The organism is Curvibacter lanceolatus ATCC 14669, assembly GCF_000381265.1.
In the GTDB taxonomy this organism is placed as follows: domain Bacteria; phylum Pseudomonadota; class Gammaproteobacteria; order Burkholderiales; family Burkholderiaceae_C; genus Curvibacter; species Curvibacter lanceolatus.
Genome location: NZ_KB906273.1, coordinates 15,391 through 36,695 on the forward strand (window position 1 = coordinate 15,391; position 21,305 = coordinate 36,695).

Below are 21,305 nucleotides of genomic sequence, written 5' to 3' on the forward strand. Positions count from 1 at the left end.
CCCCGATTTTTCTGCCACCGATCATGTCCAGCCCCATCACCGATCCCACCCCCCTCAGCTACCCGCCCCCGCCCTCGGTGTGGCGGGCGCCCAGCCTGTCCACCCGCTGGTGGCCCGTGTTCCTGCGCAACCTGCTGGTGTGGCGCAAGCTGGCCATCCCCAGCCTGGTGGGCAACATTGCCGAGCCGCTGATGTGGCTGGTGGCCTTCGGCTACGGCATGGGGGCCCTGGTGGGGCAGATCACGGTGCATGGCCCCGACGGCGACACCCAGGTGCCCTACATCCTGTTCCTGGCCAGCGGCTCGATCTGCATGAGCGCGATGAACGCGGCCTCGTTCGAGGCCCTGTACTCGGCGTTTTCGCGCATGCACGTGCAAAAGACCTGGGACGGCATCATGAACGCCCCCGTGGGCCTGGACGACGTGGTGCTGGCCGAGATGCTGTGGGCCGCCTTCAAGGCCTTGTTCACGGTCACGGCCATCATGGGCGTGATGCTGGCGCTGGGCATCAGCCACAGCCCCAAGCTGCTGCTGGCCTGGGGCGTGCTGCTGGGCGTGGGGGCCATGTTCTCGAGCATCGCGCTGATCTTCAATGCCCTGGCCAAGGGCTACGACTTCTTCACCTACTACTTCACCCTGGTGCTGACGCCGATGATGTTCCTGTCGGGCATCTTCTTTCCGCGCGAGCAGTTGCCCGAGCTGGTGCGCCTGGCCTCCGAGTGGCTGCCGCTGACCAATGCCGTCGAACTGGTGCGCCCCCTGTTCATGGACCGCTGGCCCGAACACGCGCTGCGCCACGGTGCCGTGCTGTGCGGCTACACCGTGGCCGCCTTCTGGCTGGCCCTGGCGCTGACGCGCAAGCGCTTCAGGGGCTGAGCGCAGCGCTCAGGCCAATCGGTCACGGCAAGCGCCGCTGCCAGGCCACCAGCAGGGCCGCCAGCAAGGCCATGGCCGCCAACAGGCGGTACAGGTCTTCGCAGGCCAGCAGCAGGGCCTGGTTGTCGAGCAAGGCCGACAGTTGGGCCAGCGCGCCCAAGTGGGCCTGCTCAGGGCTGAAGCCTCGGGCCTGCAGGGCCCCGGCCATGCTCGCCATCCAGTGGCTCACACCCGGGCGATCCGGGCTCAGCCCGACCAGCAGTTCATCGTGCAGCGCAAACTGGCGGTTCTGCAACATCACGGCGGCCACGGCACTGGCCCCTGAACTGGCCATCTGGCGCATCAGGTTTTTGCCCTGGTAGCCGTGGGCAAAACCGTGGTCGCCAAGCTCTCGAAAGGTCAGGCCGGCCACAGGCAGCACCAGCAGCACCCCGAAAACGCCCTTCAGCAGCAGGGCCGGCAGCAAGGCGCCCACCGACACCCCGGCCGGCTGGCTGGCCAAGCCCCATGCGCACAAGGCCAGCGACAGCAGGCCGGCCAGCATCAGCGGCCGCTTGTGCGGCAGCCGGCCAGCCCAACGGATGTAGGCCCAGGCCACCACCAGACTGGTCACACCGGCCAGGCTGTTGAGCGCACCCGTGGTGGTCAAGGGCAGGCCCAGGCCGCGCTCGGCATAGATGGGAAAGAGGTAGGCCGCGAAGTTCGACAGAAAGTAGTGCACAAAGTACAGGCCCAGCCCCACCAGGTACACCGGGCTGTTGAGCTGGCGCAGGTGCAGCAAGGGCGTGGGGTGACGCCATTGATGCCACAGGAACCCCACCAGCAAGCCCGCGCCAGCCAAGCCCAACAAAGCCAGCCTCAGCGGGTGGGCCAACACATCCAGGCGGGCTTCGGAGAAGCCCCACTGCAGACACAGGGCCGCCAGCGCAAAACACAGCAGGGGCCCCACCATGCTGCGCCACGAGGCCAGGTCCGCGGCCGGCCCGCCAGGCTGACGGCCCACCGAATCGGGCAACCAGCGCCACAGGCCCAGGGCCACCACCAGCACCGCCGGCAACACGCCCACGAACACCGAGGCCCACCCCCAGCGCTCGATCAGGCTGGCGGCGCACCAAGGGGCCAAGGCCGTGGCCGACATCATCAGCACCATGAAACGGCGCATGGCCTGGGGTCGGTCAACAGGGGCAAACAAGAGCAGCACCAAGACCCGGGCGGCGGTGAAAAACGCGCCACCACCCAGGCCCTGCACCCCCCGGGCCAGCGCCAGTTGCGGCAAGCTGCCACTGGCCGAGCAGCCCAGCAGACCCAGCGCAAACAGGCCCAAGGAGACGCTCAGCACGCGCCGATAGCCCCAGCGCTGCACCAGGCGCTGCTGCAGCACGATGGCCAGCAGGCTGCCAACGGCATAGGCAGCCTGAGCTCCGACAAACTCGGCCGGCGCGGCGGCAAGCCCCCCCATGACGTGGGCGGACGAGAACACAAACATCACGTTCTCAAAAAACTCCAGCGCCACCAGCAAGCCCAGCAGGGTCATCAGGCGGTGCTTGCGCGTGGCATGGCCTCGCAGCAACAGGTGCAGCAGGGGCTTCATGGGGTGGCGAGGCGGCCTGAGCAGCCGCCGCAGGGCTGGCCGCAGCCCAAGATCCGCAAGACAGCGAGCCCAGGGGCTTGTGCTTGCCTGTGGTGGCCCTTGGCGCAGGTGTTCATCAGGGGCTTTCAGGAGGTGTGTGGGGGATGTCGGAGGGGGGCGGTGGGTGAAGACTCAGACCAGACCGCCAGAGCCTGCGGCAATTTAAGCCCGGCTTGGCCAGCGCCAGGGCCAAGGGCGCAAATGCCGACATTTGTCGACAGCCCTTGCGTTTGAAATCACCGACCATCCCAACCAATCAACCGCTGGCGAATGCGGACCGGGGGCGCCCAAGGCCATCAGCGAGCCAAGCAAGCACAACACCTTGCACCCTCCCCGCCCCTACCCGCCCCTGCCCGCTGACGGGCCATCACAGGAGCACAGAACACAGACAAGCAGACGCGCGGCGGCCGAAGCAACCGGCTTCAGGGGCTCACACAGACGCCACCGGCTTTTGCAGGCCTTGCGCCAACGGCGCACACACCATGGCAGCCAGGCACAGCACCGCAGGCACGCCCCACAGGGCGCTGGGCCAGTGGTGCGACAGGCTGCCCATCAACACAGGCAATGCGCCACCCGCGATGGCCTGGGCCAGGTTGTAGCTGGCGGCGATGCCGGTGATGCGCAAGGGGGCCGGAAACAACCGGGCCATGGGCGCCAGAACCACCGGCACCAGGCCAGCGTTGAGTGCCCCGATGGCAGACCAGGCCCAAAACACCGTCTCGGGCGTGACCTGGGCATAGAACCACACAAGGCCGATGATGTTGAGCACGGCAAAGGCGATGATCACCCGTGCGCTGCCAAAGCGGTCCGCGGCCGCCGTGGTCAGCAGCGTGAAGACCATCGCACTGGCCGTCAGCCCCATCTGGGCGGAACTCATCAAGGCCCGGGGCCACTGCATCTCGACCTGGAAGTACGCCACCGGGTAGAGCTGCACCGTCTGGATCAGCCCCCCCGACACCAACGCCAGGCCGATGGCCACCAGCAACTCGCGCCGGTAGCGCGTGAACAAGGCCGAGAACGGCAGCCGTTGCGCCGAATGGGCAGCCTGGGCCATCTGCAAGAACACGGGCGACTCCTTGACGCTGCGCCGCAGGTAGACCGAGAACAGGCCGAACAAGCCGCCCGCCAGAAACGGCACGCGCCAACCCCAGCCCAGGTAGTCGGCTTGCGGCAACTGGCTGGACAGCAGCAGGATCACACCCGCCGCCAGCAATGACCCCAGGCCGAAGCCCACCGTCAACAAGCCGATGGCGAAACTGATGCGGTTCTCGGGCACCGTCTCCATCACATAAGAGGCCGCAGCCGGAAACTCGCCCCCCATGGCCAGGCCCTGACCTGTGCGGCAGAGCAGCAAGAGAATGGGCGCGGCGGCACCGATCTGGGCATAGGTGGGCAGCAGGCCGATGCCCAGCGTGCCCAGGGCCATCAGCAGCAAGGTGATGCCAAACAGGCGCTTGCGCCCGATGCGGTCCCCCAGGGCCGCCAGCACCGTGCCGCCCAGCGGCCGCACCAGGTAGCCCACCGCGTAGATGCCCAGCACCTGCAACTGGGCCAGCCAGGGCGCGACATCCGAGGCCGAGAACAGCTTGCTGATCACCGGGCTCATGTGCAGAAAGACCACGAACTCATAGAACTCCAACGCGCCCCCGAGCGTGGACAGGCTCAGCACCTTCCAATGCTCTGCGCTGATGGCGCCCGTGCCCGTGCCTGTTCCAGACCCCGGGGCGTTTTCAAAAGGTTCAACAGCAGCCATATCAGTCCACCTCCACCATCAAACTCACCACCGTGCCCAGCGAGCCCCCGATGTTCAGGGTCTGCACGCGCCAGGCGCCTTCGATCTGACAGGCCCCGGCCTGGCCGGTGACCTGACGCGCCGCATCCAGCAGCATGCGAGCGCCGGTGGCCCCCACCGGGTGGCCGGCGCCGATCAGGCCTCCGCTGAGGTTGATCGGGCAGCGGCCACCGCGCTCGATGCTGCCGTCGGCAATCGCCTGCCAGCTCTGGCCGGGCGGCGTGAGCCCCAGGTGATCGATGGCCATGTACTCGGTGCTGGTGAAGCAGTCGTGCGTCTCCACCCCGTGCACCGCATCAATGCCTTCAATGCCCGCGCGGCGCCAGGTGTCCTCGATGGTCTGCCGCACGTGGCCAAACACATAGGGCTGGCCCCGGCTGCGCTCAAGCTTGTCGCGCAGGCGCAGCCCCGCATTGCGGTGCCCCCAGCCGCTGATGCGCGCCAGGCCCTGGCAAGAGCGGCCCTGCGCCTGCAAAAAGCGCCCCGAGGCCAGCACCAGCGCGCAGGCGCCATCGGTGATCTGGGCACAGTCCTGGCGCCGGCTGCCAGGCTCGATCACCGGGTTGGCCTGGTCGTCGTCGGTGAAACTCAGCGGGTCGAACTGCCAATGCCGGGTCTGGGCCAGCGGGTTGAGGCGGGCGTTCCCGTAGTTCAACTCGGCAATGCGGTTGAGGTACTGGCGGTCCAGCCCATAGCGCTCGGCATAGGTCTGGGCCACCAGACCAAATGCAGCCGGCCACATGAAGCGGCACTCGATGTCTTCCCGCCCTTGCCAGGAGGCCGCGTTCTGGTTGCGCGAGGCCTGGTCACCCGGCAGATTCTTGAGCTCTTCCACGCCCAGCACCAGCACGCAGTCGTAGCGGCCGGCCTCGATCTCGGCCATGGCGGCCAGCACGGCCAACGAAGAGGACGCACAGGCGCCCTCATGGCGCATCGCGGGCACGCCCCACAGCTCGGGCACCACCTGGGCCACCATGGCGCCCAGGTGCCCCTGCTGCCGCTGCAGTTCGGCAAAGGCGTTGCCCACATGGATGCTGCCGATGTGCTCCGCCCCCACGCCGCTACCGGCCAGGGCGCCCAGCGTGGCTTCACGCACCATGTCGGAGATGTCCTGCCCCTGGCGCGACCAGGCGCGCGCAAAGTCGGTCTGGTAGCCGCCCAGGATGTAGATGGCTTCGCTCATGACGGATTCCTTGGCTGTCGTTGAAGAAAGCGCCCGCAGGCTTGTCGGTACTCGTGCTCGATCTGGTCCACCACCTCAGACAAGGGCTGAATGGCCCGGATGCTGCCCACGCCCTGGCCTGCGGCCCAGACATCGCGCCACTGGCGGGTACCGCTGTCATGGCTGTCGTAGCGGCGCTCGGGCGCCGACGGCAGCCGGTCCGGGTCCAGGCCATGGGCGCGCAAGGAGGGCTTGAGCCAACTGGCCGGCGTGCCGGTGATCGCGTCGCTGACGATGAGGTCGTCCACCTGGGCATCGACCAGCATCTGCTTGTAGGCCGGCGCCGCCAGGCTTTCCTGGACTGCGATGAAACGCGTGCCCATGTACACCGCGTCGGCGCCAGCCGCCAAGGCACCGGCCACGCCCCAGCCGTCGCTGATGGCGCCGCCCACCACCAGCAGGCCATCGAAGAACTCGCGCACCGCACTGACAAAGGCAAATGGGTTCAAAGAACCGGTGTGCCCGCCGGCCCCGCCACAGATGCAGGCCAGCCCATCGGCCCCCGCCGCCACCGCTTTGCGGGCCAGTGTGAGGTTGACCACATCGGCCAGCACCCGGCCGCCGTAGCGCTGGACCACGGCCAGGGCCGGCGCCGGGCTGCCCAGGGCGGTGACCACCAGCGGTGGCTTGAAGCGGGCCACCAGTTCCAGGTCTTGCGCCAGCCGGGTGTTCGATGAATGGGTCACCAGGTTGGCGCACCACGGGCCCAGGGGGTGTGGGTGGGGCTCGTCGCGCGCCCGCGCCAGGCCCTCGGTGATCTGTTGCATCCACTGGCCCAGTTGGGCGATGGGACGGGCATTGGGGGTGGGGAAGGCCCCCACCACGCCGCTGCGGCAGGCCGCCAGCACCATCTCAGGGCCGGACACCAGGAACATCGGGGCCACCACCACGGGCAGACGCGACTCGGAAGGCCATGGTGTCATCAACGGGCCTCCATGCCGGCCGCCTGCGGGGCCGTGGCGGGATGGACCTGCCGAACCCGCAGCAGCAAAGCCTGCACTGCAGATGCCACACCCTCAGGTGCCTCGTACGGACTCAGGTGCCCTGCCCCAGGCAGCCAACACAACTCGGCACCCGGAATCAAGGCCGCCAGCTCACGCGACAGGTCGGGGGGCGTCACCAGGTCGGCGTCGCCGCACACCACCTGCACCGGCATCTGCAGCCCACGCAGAAAGCCTCGGGCATCAGGGCGTCGCATCAGCAGACGGTGCTGTCGCGCCGCAGCCTCGGGGCCGATGGCACGCAGCTGCTCGCGTGCGCGCGCCATCCAGGCATCCTGCTCATGGAAGCGCGGGTGGCTGGCATAGCGGCTGAGCCCGGCCACCACCTTGTCGAAGTCACGCGCGATGGCGGCCACCGCCTTCTCGCGGGCCTGCAGCAGCTCGGGCGTGTCCGCCTGGGCAGAGGCCCCGAGCAGAACCAGACCGTACACCCGCCCCGGGTGCTGCTGCAGCATCTCGTAGGCGACCCAGGCCCCCATCGAGTAACCGCAGACCACCAGGGGCTGATCGGGGTGCAGGTCATGCAGCAGCGACCAGGCATCCTGCGCCATCTGGGCCAGCCCCGATTGGCTGGCCACTTCGGCAAGACGGACGTCCAGATCGGGGGGCAGCCAGGGCAGGACATCGGTCCAGATGTCGGGCGTGTTCAGCATGCCCGGAATGAGCAACAAGACAGGTTTCACAGCAGCTTTCAAAACAGGGTTGTCATGGGGCCGGGTGATGGCACTCAGGCCGCAAAGCGCTGACGCAGTTCCCGCTTGAGCAGCTTGCCCACCGGGTTGCGGGGCAACTCGGGCAGCACCATCAGATGCTCGGGCAGCTTGTAGACGGCAATGCGCTGGGTGCGCAGGTAATCGGTGATCACCTCCAGGGTCAGCACATGCCCGGGCACCGGGGCGACGCAGGCACAGACCCGCTCGCCCAGGGTCTCGCACGGAACGCCGATGACGGCCACCTCCTTGACACCCGGGCAGGCCTGCAGCAGCCCTTCAATCTCTTCGGAAGAGATGTTGATTCCACCGCGGATCACCAGGTCTTTGCAGCGCCCGACATAGCGGTAGAACTGCCCCTGGTCGCCGGCGATTTCGAACAGGTCCCCCGATTTGTAATAGCCCTGAGCGTCAAAGGCCTTGGCCGTCAATTCGGGCGCGTTGAAGTAGCCGCTGAACACCGTGGGGCCGTCGTAACGCAATTCACCGGCTTGGCCGGGCTCGGTGATGTCGCGCTCGGTGTCCAGGTCGACCAGGCGGGTCTGCACCCCGCGGCGAGCGGCACCGGCGCGTGGGAAAAACTGCGCCCGCTGGCGCGGGTCGGGCATGTCGAGCGCCCCCCCGCCCAGCGAGGCTCCCTCGTTGGAGCCGAAGTAGTTGACGATCTGCACGCCGTAGCGCTCGGCAAAGGTGCTGACCATCCACTCGGACAAAGGGGCTGATCCGGACCCGATGCGCCGCAGCCGTGTGAAATCGATCCCGCTCAGCAACTGCTCGTTCTGCAACAACATGTTGAGCACGGCCGGCGGAGCCACGGTGTAATCGATGGCCTCGTCGCGGACCTGCTGCAGGAACACCTCCAGGTTGAAGGGATGGTGCTGCACCAGGGTGGCCCCGAGCCGCAGCGCGGTGCAGAACGCCGTGGCGATGCCCGCCATGTTGATCATGGGGAAGGGGTTGAGGATGCGGATGTGAGGCCGCAACTCGGCCACCTCGATCACCCCCGGCAGCAGGGCCAGCCACTCGTTGTGACTGCGCGGCACGGCCTTGGGTGCCGCCTCCGTGCCCGATGTCCAGCAGAGGCTGAACACATCATCGGCGGTCACACCGGCCTCAGCGGCGCGGCGCTCGACCCGCGCCAGATCAGCGCTGGACAGCGGCACCGCCAGGGCCTGCCCGATGTCTCGGACGCCCGCCGGCAGGTCTGCCCCCCAGGCCAGGAGGCGGGTGCCTGGATGCGCCTCCCGCAGCCACCCGTCAAAGAACGCAGCGGCCCGATGGGCCCCGCCTCCCCGACCGATGCGCGAACAGGTGACCACGGTGCGGGCCCCGCTGGTGCGCAGGATCTGCGACAGCTCATGTTCGCGGTACTGCACCGGCACCGGGGTGATGACGATCCCCAGCCGGGCGCAGGCCAGATAGACCACGTGCTGCTCGACGCAGTTGGGCAACTGCACCAGCACCACGTCGTCGCGCTGCAGGCCCTCGTCGATGAGCAAGCGGCAGAAGGTGTCCACCTCCAGGCCCAGTTGCACCCAGGTGAGGCGCCTCGGTGCGCCGTCCGTGAAATCGGTGCGGTTGAAGGCATCGACAGCTGCCTCGGCGTCGGGGCGCTCACGGCGCTGGATTTCAAACAGGTCCCAGAGGGTCTGCTGTCCCCACCAGCCCTGCGCCTTGTACTTCTCTGCTTTGTCGGGTGTAACCAGGATCATGTCTACTCCTGTTGAGTTAAGAGGTGCTCAATAACCGCGGCGCAGGCGCGCCGCACTGACCCAGGTGCCATGGAAGCCATGGGGCACGCGGTGGGGCAAGCGGATGCGGGCCACCGGGCCGCGGCTGATGTCACGCGCATCAAAAACCACCACGAAGGAAGCCTGGCGGTCGTCGTCCCACATGAAGCCGACCAGGTAGCCGTCGTCCTCGGCTTGTGGGTTGTCTGCGGGTGCGAAAGGCGCCTCGCTGAACCAGCGGCCCGTGCCTTCGTGGTAGGTGGTGCAGACATTGCGTTCCAGGTCGTAGCGCACCAGACCGGCAAAGCGGGGCTCCTCGGGGCGCCGCTGGCGGGCCATGAGCACGTTCCAGGAGTAACGCGTCTTCAAGCCCTGCATCGCCGAATTGATGACCGCAAACTCCTGGTTGATGATGTCGTCGATGATGCGTTCGCGGGTCTGCCCGGTGCGCAGGTTGAAGCGCCACTCATAGAACATGAAGTCGTTCTCCAGGTGCGCCAGCATCTTGGGAAAGCCCGCCACATCGATCTCGCCCCGGGCATCGCGGGGCAGGCGGAAGGGGGTGCCCGTCATGACGATCTCGGTGCCGCCGTGGCCGTCGTCCTCCTCCCAGGCGTTGGAGACGTGGTACATGTAGGTCGGGCTGGCCTCGAACCACCGGATCTGATCGGGTGTGCCGTGCCGTGGCACCACGGCAAAGCGCGAGGGCATGTCGTGATAGAACTTCAGCTTGTGCCGGCCCGCGGCAAAGGCGTCCATGTCGTAGAACAGCGGGAAGTCGTGCAGGATGGTGTAGTTCGGGGTGATGGCCATGTCGTGCGGCAGACGGGGGCCAGGCAACTCGACAGGGATGAAGGTGGTCAGTTGGTGATGCCTGTCCATCACCCCGTAGTGCATGTAGGGGGCCTCTTTGCCATAGGCAAAGAACAGGAACTCGCCCGTGGTCTCGTCCACTTTGGAGTGCGCCGAAATCGGCACGCCCTTCAGTCGCGGATCGAATTCCAGTCGCCCCTCGGTGGACAGGTCGTTGGGGTTGACCTGGTACACCGCACCGCCCAGGTACCACATCGAGATCAGCTTGCCTGCGTAGAACTTCACATCGGTGTTCGAGGTGTTCTTCATCGGCATGTCCGGCCGGTTCTTGCGCGGCGGGTCTTTGATGCCCTGCCACAGGGCCTGGCCGGCCGCCAGTTCCTCCTGCAGGCCATCGGTCTGCACCCAACGGTTCATGTAGTGGGCCTTGCCGCCTTCGAAACGCACCGCGTGCAGCATGCCGTCGCCATCGAACCAGTGGTAGCGGCCCGCGGCCTCAAAGCGGCGGTTGGGCCCGTTGCGCACGTGCATGCCCGACAGATCCTTGGGGATCTCGCCTTCGATGTCGGTCAGCTCCACCGAGTGCTCCTGGTCGATGGGGGCAAAGCCGCCCTGGAGGACGGGGATGTCGTTCATGTTCATGGGGGCTCCTTGGCTCATTGAAAAGGGGTGATGAGGAGTGATGGGCTCGCTCAGAAGGTGTGCTTGATGCCCGCGTAGATGAACTGCGAGCGAAAGCCCGCCATGCCCGAGGGCAATGGCAAGGTGTTGGTGGGGTACCAGAAGTCGTAGGCCGCATGGGCCTGGTTGCTGACGGTGGAATAGCTCATGGCCACAGAGCTGCGCTTGGACAGTGCGTATTCGTAACCCACCGAGAACATGCGGGCGCCGGTGTCAGCCACCGTCTGACCCCGGGCCTGGAAGGGGCGCGCCTCGCCATAAGTGACATGCCAAAGGTGGGGGCCTTGCCGATAGATCACGGGAATGGCCCAGGCATCCCGGCGAAGCGATTGCTCGGTCACGGCCGAACCTTCCACCTGGTTGCGATCCCAGAGCACCGCCAGTTTCAAACCGCTGTCGAACTGGTAGGCCGCCCCCAGCCGATGGGCATGCTGGTCATAGCTCAGCCCAGCCTGCTCTGGGCCGCCTGGCTGCCGCGCCCGGTACAGGGTGTTCCAATACAGGATCAGTTGGCCGTCGTTGTAGCTGGGGTTGAAATTGAGCGTGTGGTTACCAGGCCGATCGGGGCTTTGCGCGTCAAAGCTGTAGCTCGCATTGAAGCCGGTGTTCAGCCAACGTGGTGAGTCATACCGCACCGTGTTGGACAGCATGCCACCCGCAAAGTAGCGCAGATTGCGCCCGATCGAGCCCAACACGTTGAGGGTGCCGCTGGCATAAGGGCCGGCGTCATATATGGCGTTGTGGCTCAGGGGCGCATCGGCCGAGTAATAGGTCGGCCAGCGCCCGACCAGGAGCCGGCCCCAGGCCGGATTCTTCACGCCCACCGCCTGGAAACGAGGCGCCGACAGCGGTGTCCCCATCTCGCCCGTGGTGACGAGCAGGCCGTACTCCAGGTGAAAGAAAACCGCTGTCTGTGCCCCGAGCGATTCTTCTCCGCGCACATAAATCCAGGAGGCGTTGTCGCTCACCGCCAGGTTGTTGCGGGGATTGGCCACCGGCCGGTCATCGACCTTGCCACCGCTGTATCGCAAGCTGTCCACACCGACCTTGATCTGGCCGCCGAGAAACACCCCGTCTTGAGCCCTCAGGTCCGCGCTCAGGGCGCAAGCAACACTGGCTACGAGGATCAAAAATCTGGACATGATCAGCCCTCCTTCGAGCAAGACAAGGGGCGAGCCGGGCGCCTCACCTGGGCAATGCGAAAGCGCGCGCTCACAAAGGCCAGATCGGTCAGGCAGGCGTTGCCGGCCGGGTTGAGCCCGCTCACGTGGTAGTCGCTGTAGGCCGCAGCGAAATTGAGAGGCATCGGGCCGGTGAGGTTGAGCGTGAGCTGGGCGCCGGCAACCGCATACGCCTCTTCAGCCTGGGCGATGAAGCCCGGGTCTTTCGCATAGACAAAGGCCGTAAGGCCGCCAAACTCGGTGACATCAGCGCAGGCCTGCTGCAGGGCCGCCTGCGCGTCTTCGCACACGATGAGAAAGGCCACGGGCCCGAAACGCTCCTCGCCGTACAGCGCTCGTTCGGACCGGTTCACCTTGATGAGCAGGGGTGACGCGGTGCGGGCCTGCGGGAACTCGGGGTGAACGTAAGGCGTGGCGTGCCGCAACACCTGACCGCGGCGCGCCCCCTCACCGGTGAGCTCTTCCAGCAGGGCCTGCGTCTGCGCCGACTGCAGGGTGGCCAGCATCATGGCGGCGCGGCGCGGGTCGCCGGCGATCTGATCGATGAAGTGCACCAGGCGCTCGCCCACCTGCTGCACCGACACCCGCCCTTGGGAGGTGAGCACGCCGTCATGCGGCAGGTAGATGTTCTGCGGGCTGGTGCACATCTGCGCACTGAACAGGCACAGGCTGGTGGCCAGGCTGCGCAATGCGGCGTCCAGGTCGTCGGCTTCGGCCAGCACCACGGTGTTGCAGCCCGAGGTTTCGGTGAACACCAGGGCTTGCCCGGCGTTGCGCTCCACCCACTGCCCGAAGCGGGCACTGCCGGTGAAGTCGACGATGGCGGTGGCCGGGTGCTGTACCAGGCGCTTGCCCTGAGGCTCGGCCACGCTGTCGAGGCACAGCGTGACCAGGTTGGGGTCGAAACCGGCCGCCTGCAGCACCCGCCGGAACACGCGCACCGAAATCGCCATCGGCAGCACACAGGCCGGATGGGGCTTGACGATCACCGCGTTGCCGGTGGCCAGGCTGGCCATCATCGAAGGCCAGGCGTTCCAGGTGGGGAAGGTGGCGCAGGCAAAGCACACGGCCACGCCACGAGGTACCTTGCGGTAGGTTTTTTCAAGGCAGATTTCAGCCGTACCGAACGGGCGTGCCCACCGGGCCTGGGAGGGCACGTTCTGCAAGGCCTGGTGGGCATGGACCAGGGCCTCGATGGCCCGGTCCAGCGCATTCACGCCGGAGCCGGTGAACGCCATGTTGAAGCTCTGCCCGGCGGTGTGCATCACCGCAAAGGCCAACTCGAAAAGGTGCTGGCGGTACAGCACATCGACCACCTCCATCAACACGCCGAGGCGGGTGTTGACCTCGGCACGGGCCCAATCCGGCATGGCCGATCTGGCGGCGGTGAACAGGGCATCGGCGTCGGCTTGCGGGTAGGCAATGCCGAGGGGCTGGCCGGTGTAGGGGGAGGTCTCCTCGCCCAGCCAGGCAGAGGTGCCGGGTTGTGACAGCTCGAAGGGCCGGCCCAACTGGGCCTGGTAAGCCGCCCCTCCCGCGCGCCGGGCCTCGACCGCCGAGGGGTAGAGCTCGGGGTGGTCTACAAAGGCGCTCCAATGACCTCGATCACGGCAAGCCGCTTGCGCCGCCTCAAAGCGGGGCAGATGCCGCGCATACAGATCGGCGCCGCAGGCTGCCTCTGATGGGGCCGTGACAGAGGGTTTGTCGCCGCTCCGCTCCGGAACGAAATGGGTCGTGGTGTTCATTCGGTTCGCTTCCCTGAAGACACGCACTTTAAAAAGCGAACAAGCCAGCCTGGCCTGGGTTTCCCCGAGCATGCTCACGACGAGCGGCCAGTTGATGGGAGGTACTTGAAGATGCCGTTGAATGACGCTCAATCGTCTCGATGGGCCCCGCGATCTCAAGGATTGATGCGGCCTTATGACCGGGAGACATGTGCCTCTCACAAGCCGACATGGCGTGTCCAAAGGCCTGCCCCTGACAGGGGCAATCCCCCTCAGACACCCACGACTACCCGTCATCCCCGCCTGGCTCTGGCGTCATCGGGCCATTCGTCTGCACAACGCAGACGACCGGCCCCAAAACGACGCCCAATGAAATGTCCATGCCGTGCAATCTGCACCGGGCGGGCTCCCTGCTGCGGCGCACCGGCCCTGCAACAACGCCCGCGGGCCGCCTCACTGGGACGGTCCGCGGGCATCCTTGGATGTCAGGAAGAAATGCGGTGCAGGCTCAGCGCCTGCTCAATGGCTTTTCAGGTGCGGCAGCAAGGCTTCCAGCAGCAGGGCCGCGGCCCCTGGGGGCAGGTCGTGCCCCATCCCCTCGATGCCGACCAACTGGGCGCCCCGGATGCGGCGCCGCGTGTCCTCACCACAGGCATAGGGCACCAGCGGGTCTTGCTTGCCGTGCAGCACCAGGGTGGGCGTGCGGAGGGTGCGCAGCTCTTCGGCCCGGCCGCTGTCGCACAGCACGGCCAACAATTGGCGCGAGGTGCCCACCGGGTGGAAGGCGCGCTGCAGGCCCAGCAGAATGCGCTCGCGCATCTGCTCCAGGTCGGCCGGAAAGGCCGGGCTGCCGATCAGCCGGTACAGCTTGATGAAATGCGCCAGCGCCTGGGCCGGGTCGGCCGGGGCTGGGGTCACCAGGGCACCCAGCACCTCAGGCGCCGCCTGGGGCAGGCCGGCCGCACCGCTGCTGCTCATGATGCTGGTGAGGCTGAGCACGCGCTGCGGGGCGGCCAAGGCCACGCGCTGCGCGATCATGCCCCCCATGCTGACGCCCACCACATGGGCCTTGCGCACGCCCAGCGCGTCGAGCACGCCCAGGGCATCGAGCGCCATGTCGTGCACGGTGTAGGGGGGCTTGACCGGCAGGCCCAGCGGCAGGCGCGCCAGGGCCCAGGGCAGGTTGGGCGGGCCCAGCTCGTCGAAATACTGTGACAGGCCCACGTCGCGGTTGTCAAAGCGGATCACGCGGTAACCGGCATCGAGCATGGGTTGCACAAAGTACGGGGGCCAGGCGATCAGTTGCATGCCCAGGCCCATGATCAGCAAGACGGCGGGGGCGTCGTGCGGGCCCTGGTCTTCCACTTCGATGTTGATGCCGTTGGCGGTGATGTTCATAAGGTGCCTTTCTCGGGGGGAGGAAAAGGCAGACCGGAACCGGCCTGCCACCTGTCGGCCCCTTTCAGGCGGGCGCCCGCGGGGCCGACGCCTCATTGGCCCACAGGGCCCGGCCCCGATGGGCCCCACCCGTCCTCAGACCTTGACCGCCGGCTGATAAAGATCGGGCTCCACATGCACCCAGCGGCCAAACAGCGCGATCAGCGCGGTGGCCACCACACCAGCCAGGGCCACCATGCCGCAGGCATGGCCCCAGCGGTTGTCAAAGGCCCCGAACAGCACGGTGCGGAAGGCCTGCACCACCCAGCTGAAGGGCAGCCAGGCGTGCACGGCCCGGAAGAAGCCCGCCGACAACTCCACCGGCAGCACCCCGCCGCCGGCCGACAGCTGCAGGGTGAGCAGCAGCACGGTCAGGATGCGGCCGAACTCGCCGAACACATGCACCATGGCCGACAGCACGGCCAGGAACACCACCGAAGCCAGCACCATGGTCAGCCCCAGCGCCGCCACCCGCGGCGTCTGCACCGACAACACAAACAGCAGCGTGATCTCGACCAGCAGCACCTGCACCAGCACCACCAGCACCGGCACGGTCATCTTGCCCAGCGTCTTGGCCAGGCGCGGCACGTGGCCGTGCACGCGCAGCACCAGGCTCATGTTGAACAGGTAGCCCGCCATCACGGCGCCGATCCACAAGGCCACCGACACCATGTTGGGGATGAAAGCCGTGCCGTTGTTGGGCACCGGCGCGGCCACCTCCACGCGCAGCGCCACCGACTCGGCCAGGCCCGAGGCATTGCCTTCCAGCTTGGCCAGCGAGCTGGGGATGGCCGCCTCGATGGTCTTGATGCCCGTGAGCAGCTTGTCAGCGCCGTCAGCCAGCTTCACGCCGCCCGCGGTGAACTCGTCCAGTTGGCGATCCGGGGGCAGTTTGCTGGCCAGCTTGTGCACGCCCTCGCCCAGGGCCTGCACCCCGTCGGTGAGCTGGCCCACGCCGGTTTCCAGTTGGGCCTGGCCCGTGATCAATTGCCGATTGCCGGCCCCGGCCTGCTTGTTGGCGGCACGTGCCTGCTTCAAACCTTGCTGCAGCTTGTCGGCGCCATCGGCCAGTTGGCCGGCACCGGCCGCGATGCGGTCGCCCACCAGCCACAGGCCCTCGGTTTCAGACTGCAGCTTGCGCGCACCGCCCAGCAACTGGCCGGCGCCGCCCTCCAGCTGTTCCAGCCCGTTGCCGATCTGGGCCAGGCCACTGCCCAGCTCGCGCTGGCCGGCGCTCAGTTGCTGGGCCCCGGACTTGAGGGCACGCAGGTCGGTGCTGGCCGGCCAGTGCGACTCGATGGTGCGGATGCCACCGTTCACCTCCTTGAAGCCCTCGCCCACCTGGTGTGCCGCGTCGCGGTACTGGTGGCTGCCCTTGGCCAGGGTGTCGGCGCCTTCGCGCACCTGGCTCAAGGCGCGGCGCAGCTGGGTCAGGCGGTCTTCGGAGGCCGAGGCCGTGTCCAGCACCATGGACCAGCGCTGCTCATTGAGCATCTCGTTGACCTGGTGGTCCAGCTCCGAGGCAAAGCGCCGCGCCAGGTTGGCCGAGCTGTAGTTGTTGCCCTCCGAGGTGTAGATCACCATCTGGCCAGCGCCACGGGCCGTGCCGGGCACCGCATTGGCGCTGAAGTTGGGCGGAATCAGCAGCGCAAAGGCCAGGTCGCCGCGGCGCACCGCCTCGCGGGCGTCCTCCAGCGATTCGTACATGCGAAAGCCGAAAGCCTTGCGGTCCAGCAAGGTGTCGGTCAGGTGCGTGCCCACGTTGGCATCGTGCCCGCGGTAATGCAGGCCCAGGTCGTGGTTGACGATGCCCACGGGCAGCTCGGCCGTGTGGCCGCTCGGGTCCCACACGCTGGTAAGGTAAATCAGTGAATACAGAGCCGGCACCACACCCACCGCCAGAATGGCCAGCCAGACGCGCGGGTAACGGCGCAGCAGGGCCAGTTCGGCCCGGGCGATGGCTAGGGTGCCGTGGAACAGGGATTTCAGGTACTTGAGCATCTTGGTTTGTCAACGGCGTCGGCAGAACCTCAGACGGGCCGATTCGCACCGTGCGGAGTACACCACGGATCGAATTCCCCGGCGACGTGCCCCCTCAAAACCGTCGGTTCTGCCAGTCGTACCCATCATCGCATCAAGCCCCGTACCTGTGAACCCGTGTAACAACCCGCCAGCGCGCCGACATCCCTGACACCCAGTGCAGAGAGGATCCCGGACGCCGGCGCTTCGGAGTTCTGCGCCAGATCAAGCCCTGCACAGGGCTGCCGCACAACTGTCACGCGGCTTACCAAGGGTGGTGATCGAATCTGGATACCATCTTGGCAACCGTTTTTACTTCAAGGAACAATCACCATGAGCATTCAAACCGTCGGCATCATTGGCGCAGGCACCATGGGCAACGGCATCGCGCAGGCTTGCGCCGTGTCGGGCCTGCAAGTGGTGATGGTGGACATCTCCGAAGCCGCCGTGCAAAAAGGCATTGCCACCGTGGCCGGCTCGCTGGACCGCCTGATCAAGAAAGAAAAGATCACCGCGGCCGACAAGGAAGCCGCCCTGGCCCGCATCCAGGGCAGCACCTCGTACGAAGACCTCAAAAAGACCCAGATCGTGATCGAGGCCGCCACCGAGAACCACGCGCTCAAGGTCAAGATCCTCCAGCAGATCGACGCCCTGGTGGCGCCCGAGGTGATCCTGGCCTCCAACACCTCGTCCATCTCCATCACCCAGCTGGCCGCCGCCACCAGCCGCCCTGACCGCTTCATCGGCATGCACTTCTTCAACCCGGTGCCGATGATGGCCCTGGTCGAGATCATCCGTGGCCTGCAGACCAGCGACGCCACCCATGACGCGGTCAAGGCCCTGGCCGAAGCCCTGGGCAAGAGCCCGATCACGGTCAAGAATTCGCCCGGCTTCGTGGTCAACCGCATCCTGGTGCCCATGATCAACGAGGCCTTCTTCGTGCTGGCCGAAGGCATTGCCACCCCGGAAGACATCGACGCCGGCATGAAACTGGGCTGCAACCAGCCCATCGGCCCGCTGGCCCTGGCCGACATGATCGGCCTCGATGTGTGCCTGGCCGTGATGCAGGTCTACCTCGAAGAGTTTGGCGACAGCAAGTACCGCGCTTGCCCGCTGCTCAAGGAAATGGTCGCCGCCGGCCAACTGGGCCGCAAGACCGGCCGCGGCGTCTACACCTACTGAGGCCGGGCCCCCGACGGGGCCGGTATCAGGGTTCGCCCCAGGGCCTGGGTGTCGCGCCGGTGAACGCCGGCGCCACGCCCGGCCCCCTAGCATGGGGCCATGAACACCCCATTCCAGCCCCCCACCCCCACGCCGCTGCACCCCGAAGGCAGCATCGACACCGAAGTGCGCGGCAGCGTGCTGCTGATCGGCATCAACCGGCCCAACAAGCGCAACGGCTTCACGCCCAAGATGTACCGCGAGCTGGGGCTGGCCTACACCCAACTCGACGACGACCCCGCCCTGCGCGTGGGCGTGCTGCACGCCTTTGGCGAGCACTTCACGGCCGGGCTGGATCTGCCCACCATCGCGCCGCTGATGCAGCGCGGCGAAAAGGCCGTGCCCCTGGGCCTGGTCGACCCGGTGGACCTGGGCATGCCGGGCTACCGGCGCCGCACCAAGCCGATGCTGGTGGCCGTGCAGGGCATCACCTACACCCTGGGCATCGAGCTGATGCTGGCGGCCGACATCGTGGTGGCGGCCGACAACTGCCGCTTCTCGCAACTCGAGGTCAAGCGCGGCATCATGGCCACCGGCGGTGCCACCCTGCGCATGGCCGAGCGCGCCGGCCTGGGCAATGCCCTGCTGCACCTGCTGACTGGCGACGAGTTCGGTGCCGCCGAGGCCTTGCGCCTGAACTTTGTGCAGAAGGTGGTGCCCGCCGGGCAGGCCCTGCCCACCGCCCTGGCCCTGGCCGAGGTGATTGCCGAGCAGGCCCCGCTGGCCGTGGTGGCCACCCGGCAGAACGTGCTCAAGGCCATCGAACACGGGCCCCTGGTCGCCATGCACGACTTCATCGACACCCAGCAGCGCCTGTCGCGCAGCGAAGACGCCCGCGAAGGCGTGCAGTCCTTCATCGACAAGCGCCCGGCCCGCTTTACCGGGCGTTGAACACCCAATCCCACGCCTGGAACGTGGTTTTACTCAATTAAATTGCACACAATTTAATTGCCGGCAATAATTCAGCCCATGGACCCCAACGCACCACCCGACACCCCCAGCCCCGCAGCACTGCGGCTGGACAACCAGGTCTGCTTTGCGCTGTATTCGGCCTCGCTGGCCATGACCAAGCTGTACAAGCCCCTGCTCGACGAGATCGGCCTGACCTACCCGCAATACCTGGTGATGCTGGTGCTGTGGGAGCAGGACGGACTGACCGTGTCGGCCCTGGGCGAGCGCCTGTTCCTCGACTCGGGCACCCTGACCCCCCTGCTCAAGCGCCTGGAAGGCGCCGGGCTGCTGGGCCGGCTGCGCGATGTGCAGGACGAGCGCCGCGTGCGCATCACCCTGACACCCGCCGGCCGCGCCCTGCGCGACACCGCCGAACGCATTCCGGCTTGTGTGCTGCAGCAAAGCCAGTGCAGCCTGCCCGAACTGCTGGCCCTGACCGAGCAGCTCAAGACCCTGCGCGGCCACCTGGCCGGCGGCTGAGACCCGACTCACTTTTCTGTCTGTTTTTTCAACCACCCACCCGTCTGCCAGTCAGACATTTCACAGGAGCAGCACCATGACCACCCACCTCGACAAAGTTCTGTACACCGCCGACGTCACCTCCACCGGTGGCCGCGAAGGCCGCGCCGTCAGCTCGGACGGCCTGCTGGACGTGAAGCTCAGCCCCCCGAAGGAACTGGGCGGTGCCGGCGGCGCCACCAACCCTGAGCAGCTGTTTGCCGCGGGCTACTCGGCCTGCTTCATGGGCGCGCTCAAGCACGTGGCCGGCGCCGCCAAGATCGCCATCCCGGCCAGCGCCACCATCCAGGCCAAGGTCGGCATCGGCCCGATCCCGGCTGGTTTCGGCATCGAAGCCCACCTGACCATCACCCTGCCCGGCATCGAACGCGCCGTGGCCGAAGACCTGGTGGCCAAGGCCCACGGTGTGTGCCCCTACTCGAACGCCACCCGCGGCAACATCGACGTGACCCTGACCGTGGTCTGATCGCCCAGCGGTTCGTCGCAGCCGTTCTGGCCGGCTGTGACGCCGTTCAGGCCGCCACCGTGCGCTCTTCGAGCACCACGCGGTTGCGGCCTTCGCCTTTGGCGCGGTAGAGCGCCTTGTCGGCCTCACCCAAGGCCTTCTCCAGGCCGTCCACGCCCATCGGCGCCAGGCCGATGCTCACCGTCATGCCAGGCAGCACCTTGCCGTCGGGCAATATGAACTGGTGCCGCTCCAGGGTGTGGCGCAGGCGTTCGGCCAGGGCCAGACCGGCTCGCACATCACACCCCACCAGCACAAAGGCGAACTCTTCGCCACCAAAACGACAGATCAGATCCTGGGTGCGCAGCGCCTCGCGCAGCAGCCGGCCGCACTGGCGCAACACCTCGTCCCCGGCCGCGTGGCTGTGCTCGTCGTTGACCCGTTTGAAGAAGTCCAGATCGGCCATGCCCACCAGGGCCGGTCGGTGCTCACGCCGCAGGCGATGCAGCAGCTCATAGGCCTGCGCCATGAAGTGGCGCCGGTTGGGCAAGCCGGTCAGGCTGTCATGGTGGGCCTGAAACTCCAGTTGATGGCGCACCAGCTCGTTTTCGGTCATGGTGGCCGCCAGGGTGTTCAGCGCCTCGCCCAGCACCACCACCTCGCGCACCGCAGAACGCGGCAGCATGGGCAGCGCCTGGCCGGCCTGCAACTTCAGCAGGGCCTGGTGCACCCCCAGCAGGGGCTGCAGCACACGCCGGTGCAACAGCCACAAAAAGACCAGGCTGAACAACCCGGCCAGCACCATCGTGGCCAGCAATTGGTAACGAGCCTGGCGCGCCACCTGCGTCAGGGCGGCCAAATCGGTTCCTGGCAGGTAGGCGGCCTGGCTCATGAGGTCGTCCGCCGTGTGCATCAACTCCGCAGCCAAGGGCTCCCAACGGGCACGCCAGGCCGCGCGCCCCTGCGTCGACCGGGCCAGATCGGCCGCGGCCTCCCCCAACAACTGGGTGGCGCGCTCGGCCTGCTGGGCCACCCTGGGATCTTGTTGCAGGCTGGGGTGTTGGCTGACCAGGGTGACCAGCAGCAAGGCTTCACGCCGCTCCACCCTGGAGTCGGTCAACAGCAAGCGATCGCCCTCGTGGTGGATCTGCAACAGGTTGCGCCCCAGCCGCTGCAAACGCAGGACCTCGGGCCCCATGCGCTGCTGCAAGTTCTGGGTGGCTTGCTGCACCTGTTGCTGCTGCTGGTCGATCAGCCACGCCGCGCCCAACAACACCACCATGAACAAACCCGCCAGCAGCGAGAAAAACCAGATTGATCGGAAGTCCCGATGAGCGGCAGGCATGGCGGGGCC

Annotated in this window: 17 protein-coding genes; 5 read left to right on the forward strand and 12 right to left on the reverse strand. The window is 67.1% G+C overall.

What is annotated here, in order from left to right; all coding sequences use genetic code 11:
- Window positions 1-23 precede the first annotated feature (23 nt).
- Window positions 24-875 (forward strand): ABC transporter permease, encoded by an 852-nt coding sequence (locus tag F624_RS0125350; protein ID WP_019577187.1) that lies wholly within the window; start codon window positions 24-26, stop codon window positions 873-875.
- Window positions 876-897: 22 nt separating this feature from the next.
- Here the strand turns inward: F624_RS0125350 and F624_RS0125355 are convergent, their stop codons facing one another.
- The 11 genes from F624_RS0125355 to F624_RS0125405 form a co-directional block, all read right to left on the reverse strand.
- On the reverse strand, window positions 898-2,466 hold the full coding sequence (locus tag F624_RS0125355; RefSeq protein ID WP_019577188.1) for an MFS transporter: 1,569 nt from the start codon (window positions 2,464-2,466) through the stop codon (window positions 898-900).
- Between the two features lie 469 nt (window positions 2,467-2,935).
- On the reverse strand, window positions 2,936-4,258 hold the full coding sequence (locus tag F624_RS0125360) for an MFS transporter (protein ID WP_019577189.1): 1,323 nt from the start codon (window positions 4,256-4,258) through the stop codon (window positions 2,936-2,938).
- Window position 4,259: 1 nt separating this feature from the next.
- A complete protein-coding gene (locus F624_RS0125365; protein WP_019577190.1) occupies window positions 4,260-5,480 on the reverse strand; it encodes an acetyl-CoA acetyltransferase in 1,221 nt (406 codons plus the stop codon).
- The gene (locus tag F624_RS0125370) at window positions 5,477-6,442 is read right to left on the reverse strand and encodes an NAD(P)H-dependent flavin oxidoreductase (RefSeq protein ID WP_031256254.1); all 966 of its coding nucleotides are present in this window, start codon (window positions 6,440-6,442) and stop codon (window positions 5,477-5,479) included. Before F624_RS0125370 ends, F624_RS0125365 begins: the two co-directional genes overlap by 4 nt.
- Window positions 6,442-7,203: an alpha/beta fold hydrolase gene (locus tag F624_RS0125375; protein ID WP_157443637.1), complete on the reverse strand. Its 762-nt coding sequence runs from the start codon at window positions 7,201-7,203 to the stop codon at window positions 6,442-6,444. The genes F624_RS0125370 and F624_RS0125375 overlap by 1 nt, the downstream gene beginning before the upstream one ends.
- Before the next feature lie 44 nt (window positions 7,204-7,247).
- Window positions 7,248-8,942 (reverse strand): class I adenylate-forming enzyme family protein, encoded by a 1,695-nt coding sequence (locus F624_RS0125380; RefSeq protein ID WP_019577193.1) that lies wholly within the window; start codon window positions 8,940-8,942, stop codon window positions 7,248-7,250.
- Window positions 8,943-8,969: 27 nt separating this feature from the next.
- Complete coding sequence (locus F624_RS0125385) at window positions 8,970-10,415, reverse strand: carotenoid oxygenase family protein (RefSeq protein ID WP_019577194.1); 1,446 nt, start codon at window positions 10,413-10,415, stop codon at window positions 8,970-8,972.
- Between the two features lie 50 nt (window positions 10,416-10,465).
- Window positions 10,466-11,596 (reverse strand): porin, encoded by a 1,131-nt coding sequence (locus F624_RS0125390; RefSeq protein ID WP_084679665.1) that lies wholly within the window; start codon window positions 11,594-11,596, stop codon window positions 10,466-10,468.
- 2 nt (window positions 11,597-11,598) lie between these two features.
- Window positions 11,599-13,380 (reverse strand): phenylacetic acid degradation protein PaaN, encoded by a 1,782-nt coding sequence (paaN, locus tag F624_RS0125395; RefSeq protein WP_019577196.1) that lies wholly within the window; start codon window positions 13,378-13,380, stop codon window positions 11,599-11,601.
- A gap of 498 nt (window positions 13,381-13,878) precedes the next feature.
- A complete protein-coding gene (locus F624_RS0125400; protein WP_019577197.1) occupies window positions 13,879-14,757 on the reverse strand; it encodes an alpha/beta fold hydrolase in 879 nt (292 codons plus the stop codon).
- A 135-nt stretch (window positions 14,758-14,892) separates the two neighbouring features.
- Complete coding sequence (locus F624_RS0125405; RefSeq protein WP_019577198.1) at window positions 14,893-16,797, reverse strand: YhgE/Pip domain-containing protein; 1,905 nt, start codon at window positions 16,795-16,797, stop codon at window positions 14,893-14,895.
- Window positions 16,798-17,148: 351 nt separating this feature from the next.
- Between F624_RS0125405 and F624_RS0125410 the strand changes: the two genes are divergently transcribed.
- The 4 genes from F624_RS0125410 (at window position 17,149) to F624_RS0125425 (ending at window position 19,972) form a co-directional block, all read left to right on the forward strand.
- The gene (locus F624_RS0125410) at window positions 17,149-17,997 is read left to right on the forward strand and encodes a 3-hydroxybutyryl-CoA dehydrogenase (protein WP_019577199.1); all 849 of its coding nucleotides are present in this window, start codon (window positions 17,149-17,151) and stop codon (window positions 17,995-17,997) included.
- Window positions 17,998-18,096: 99 nt separating this feature from the next.
- Window positions 18,097-18,927 (forward strand): crotonase/enoyl-CoA hydratase family protein, encoded by an 831-nt coding sequence (locus F624_RS0125415; protein ID WP_019577200.1) that lies wholly within the window; start codon window positions 18,097-18,099, stop codon window positions 18,925-18,927.
- Between the two features lie 78 nt (window positions 18,928-19,005).
- Window positions 19,006-19,467 carry a MarR family winged helix-turn-helix transcriptional regulator gene (locus tag F624_RS0125420; protein ID WP_019577201.1) on the forward strand — a complete coding sequence of 154 codons (462 nt, stop codon included), beginning with the start codon at window positions 19,006-19,008 and terminating at the stop codon, window positions 19,465-19,467.
- A gap of 76 nt (window positions 19,468-19,543) precedes the next feature.
- Window positions 19,544-19,972, forward strand: coding sequence for an organic hydroperoxide resistance protein (locus F624_RS0125425; protein WP_019577202.1), 429 nt, complete (start codon window positions 19,544-19,546; stop codon window positions 19,970-19,972).
- Window positions 19,973-20,018: 46 nt separating this feature from the next.
- Here F624_RS0125425 and F624_RS33675 read toward each other — a convergent pair whose 3' ends face one another.
- The gene (locus tag F624_RS33675; RefSeq protein ID WP_051107516.1) at window positions 20,019-21,296 is read right to left on the reverse strand and encodes a GGDEF domain-containing protein; all 1,278 of its coding nucleotides are present in this window, start codon (window positions 21,294-21,296) and stop codon (window positions 20,019-20,021) included.
- Window positions 21,297-21,305 lie beyond the last annotated feature (9 nt).

Coding starts and splice junctions, on each gene's coding strand:
- F624_RS0125350 (WP_019577187.1), top strand. CDS start 24: ATGTCCAGCCCCATCACCGATCCCACCCCCCTCAGCTACCCGCCCCCG.
- F624_RS0125355 (WP_019577188.1), bottom strand. CDS start 2,466: ATGAAGCCCCTGCTGCACCTGTTGCTGCGAGGCCATGCCACGCGCAAG.
- F624_RS0125360 (WP_019577189.1), bottom strand. CDS start 4,258: ATGGCTGCTGTTGAACCTTTTGAAAACGCCCCGGGGTCTGGAACAGGC.
- F624_RS0125365 (WP_019577190.1), bottom strand. CDS start 5,480: ATGAGCGAAGCCATCTACATCCTGGGCGGCTACCAGACCGACTTTGCG.
- F624_RS0125370 (WP_031256254.1), bottom strand. CDS start 6,442: ATGACACCATGGCCTTCCGAGTCGCGTCTGCCCGTGGTGGTGGCCCCG.
- F624_RS0125380 (WP_019577193.1), bottom strand. CDS start 8,942: ATGATCCTGGTTACACCCGACAAAGCAGAGAAGTACAAGGCGCAGGGC.
- F624_RS0125385 (WP_019577194.1), bottom strand. CDS start 10,415: ATGAACATGAACGACATCCCCGTCCTCCAGGGCGGCTTTGCCCCCATC.
- F624_RS0125390 (WP_084679665.1), bottom strand. CDS start 11,596: ATGTCCAGATTTTTGATCCTCGTAGCCAGTGTTGCTTGCGCCCTGAGC.
- paaN (WP_019577196.1), bottom strand. CDS start 13,380: ATGAACACCACGACCCATTTCGTTCCGGAGCGGAGCGGCGACAAACCC.
- F624_RS0125400 (WP_019577197.1), bottom strand. CDS start 14,757: ATGAACATCACCGCCAACGGCATCAACATCGAAGTGGAAGACCAGGGC.
- F624_RS0125405 (WP_019577198.1), bottom strand. CDS start 16,797: ATGCTCAAGTACCTGAAATCCCTGTTCCACGGCACCCTAGCCATCGCC.
- F624_RS0125410 (WP_019577199.1), top strand. CDS start 17,149: ATGAGCATTCAAACCGTCGGCATCATTGGCGCAGGCACCATGGGCAAC.
- F624_RS0125415 (WP_019577200.1), top strand. CDS start 18,097: ATGAACACCCCATTCCAGCCCCCCACCCCCACGCCGCTGCACCCCGAA.
- F624_RS0125420 (WP_019577201.1), top strand. CDS start 19,006: ATGGACCCCAACGCACCACCCGACACCCCCAGCCCCGCAGCACTGCGG.
- F624_RS0125425 (WP_019577202.1), top strand. CDS start 19,544: ATGACCACCCACCTCGACAAAGTTCTGTACACCGCCGACGTCACCTCC.
- F624_RS33675 (WP_051107516.1), bottom strand. CDS start 21,296: ATGCCTGCCGCTCATCGGGACTTCCGATCAATCTGGTTTTTCTCGCTG.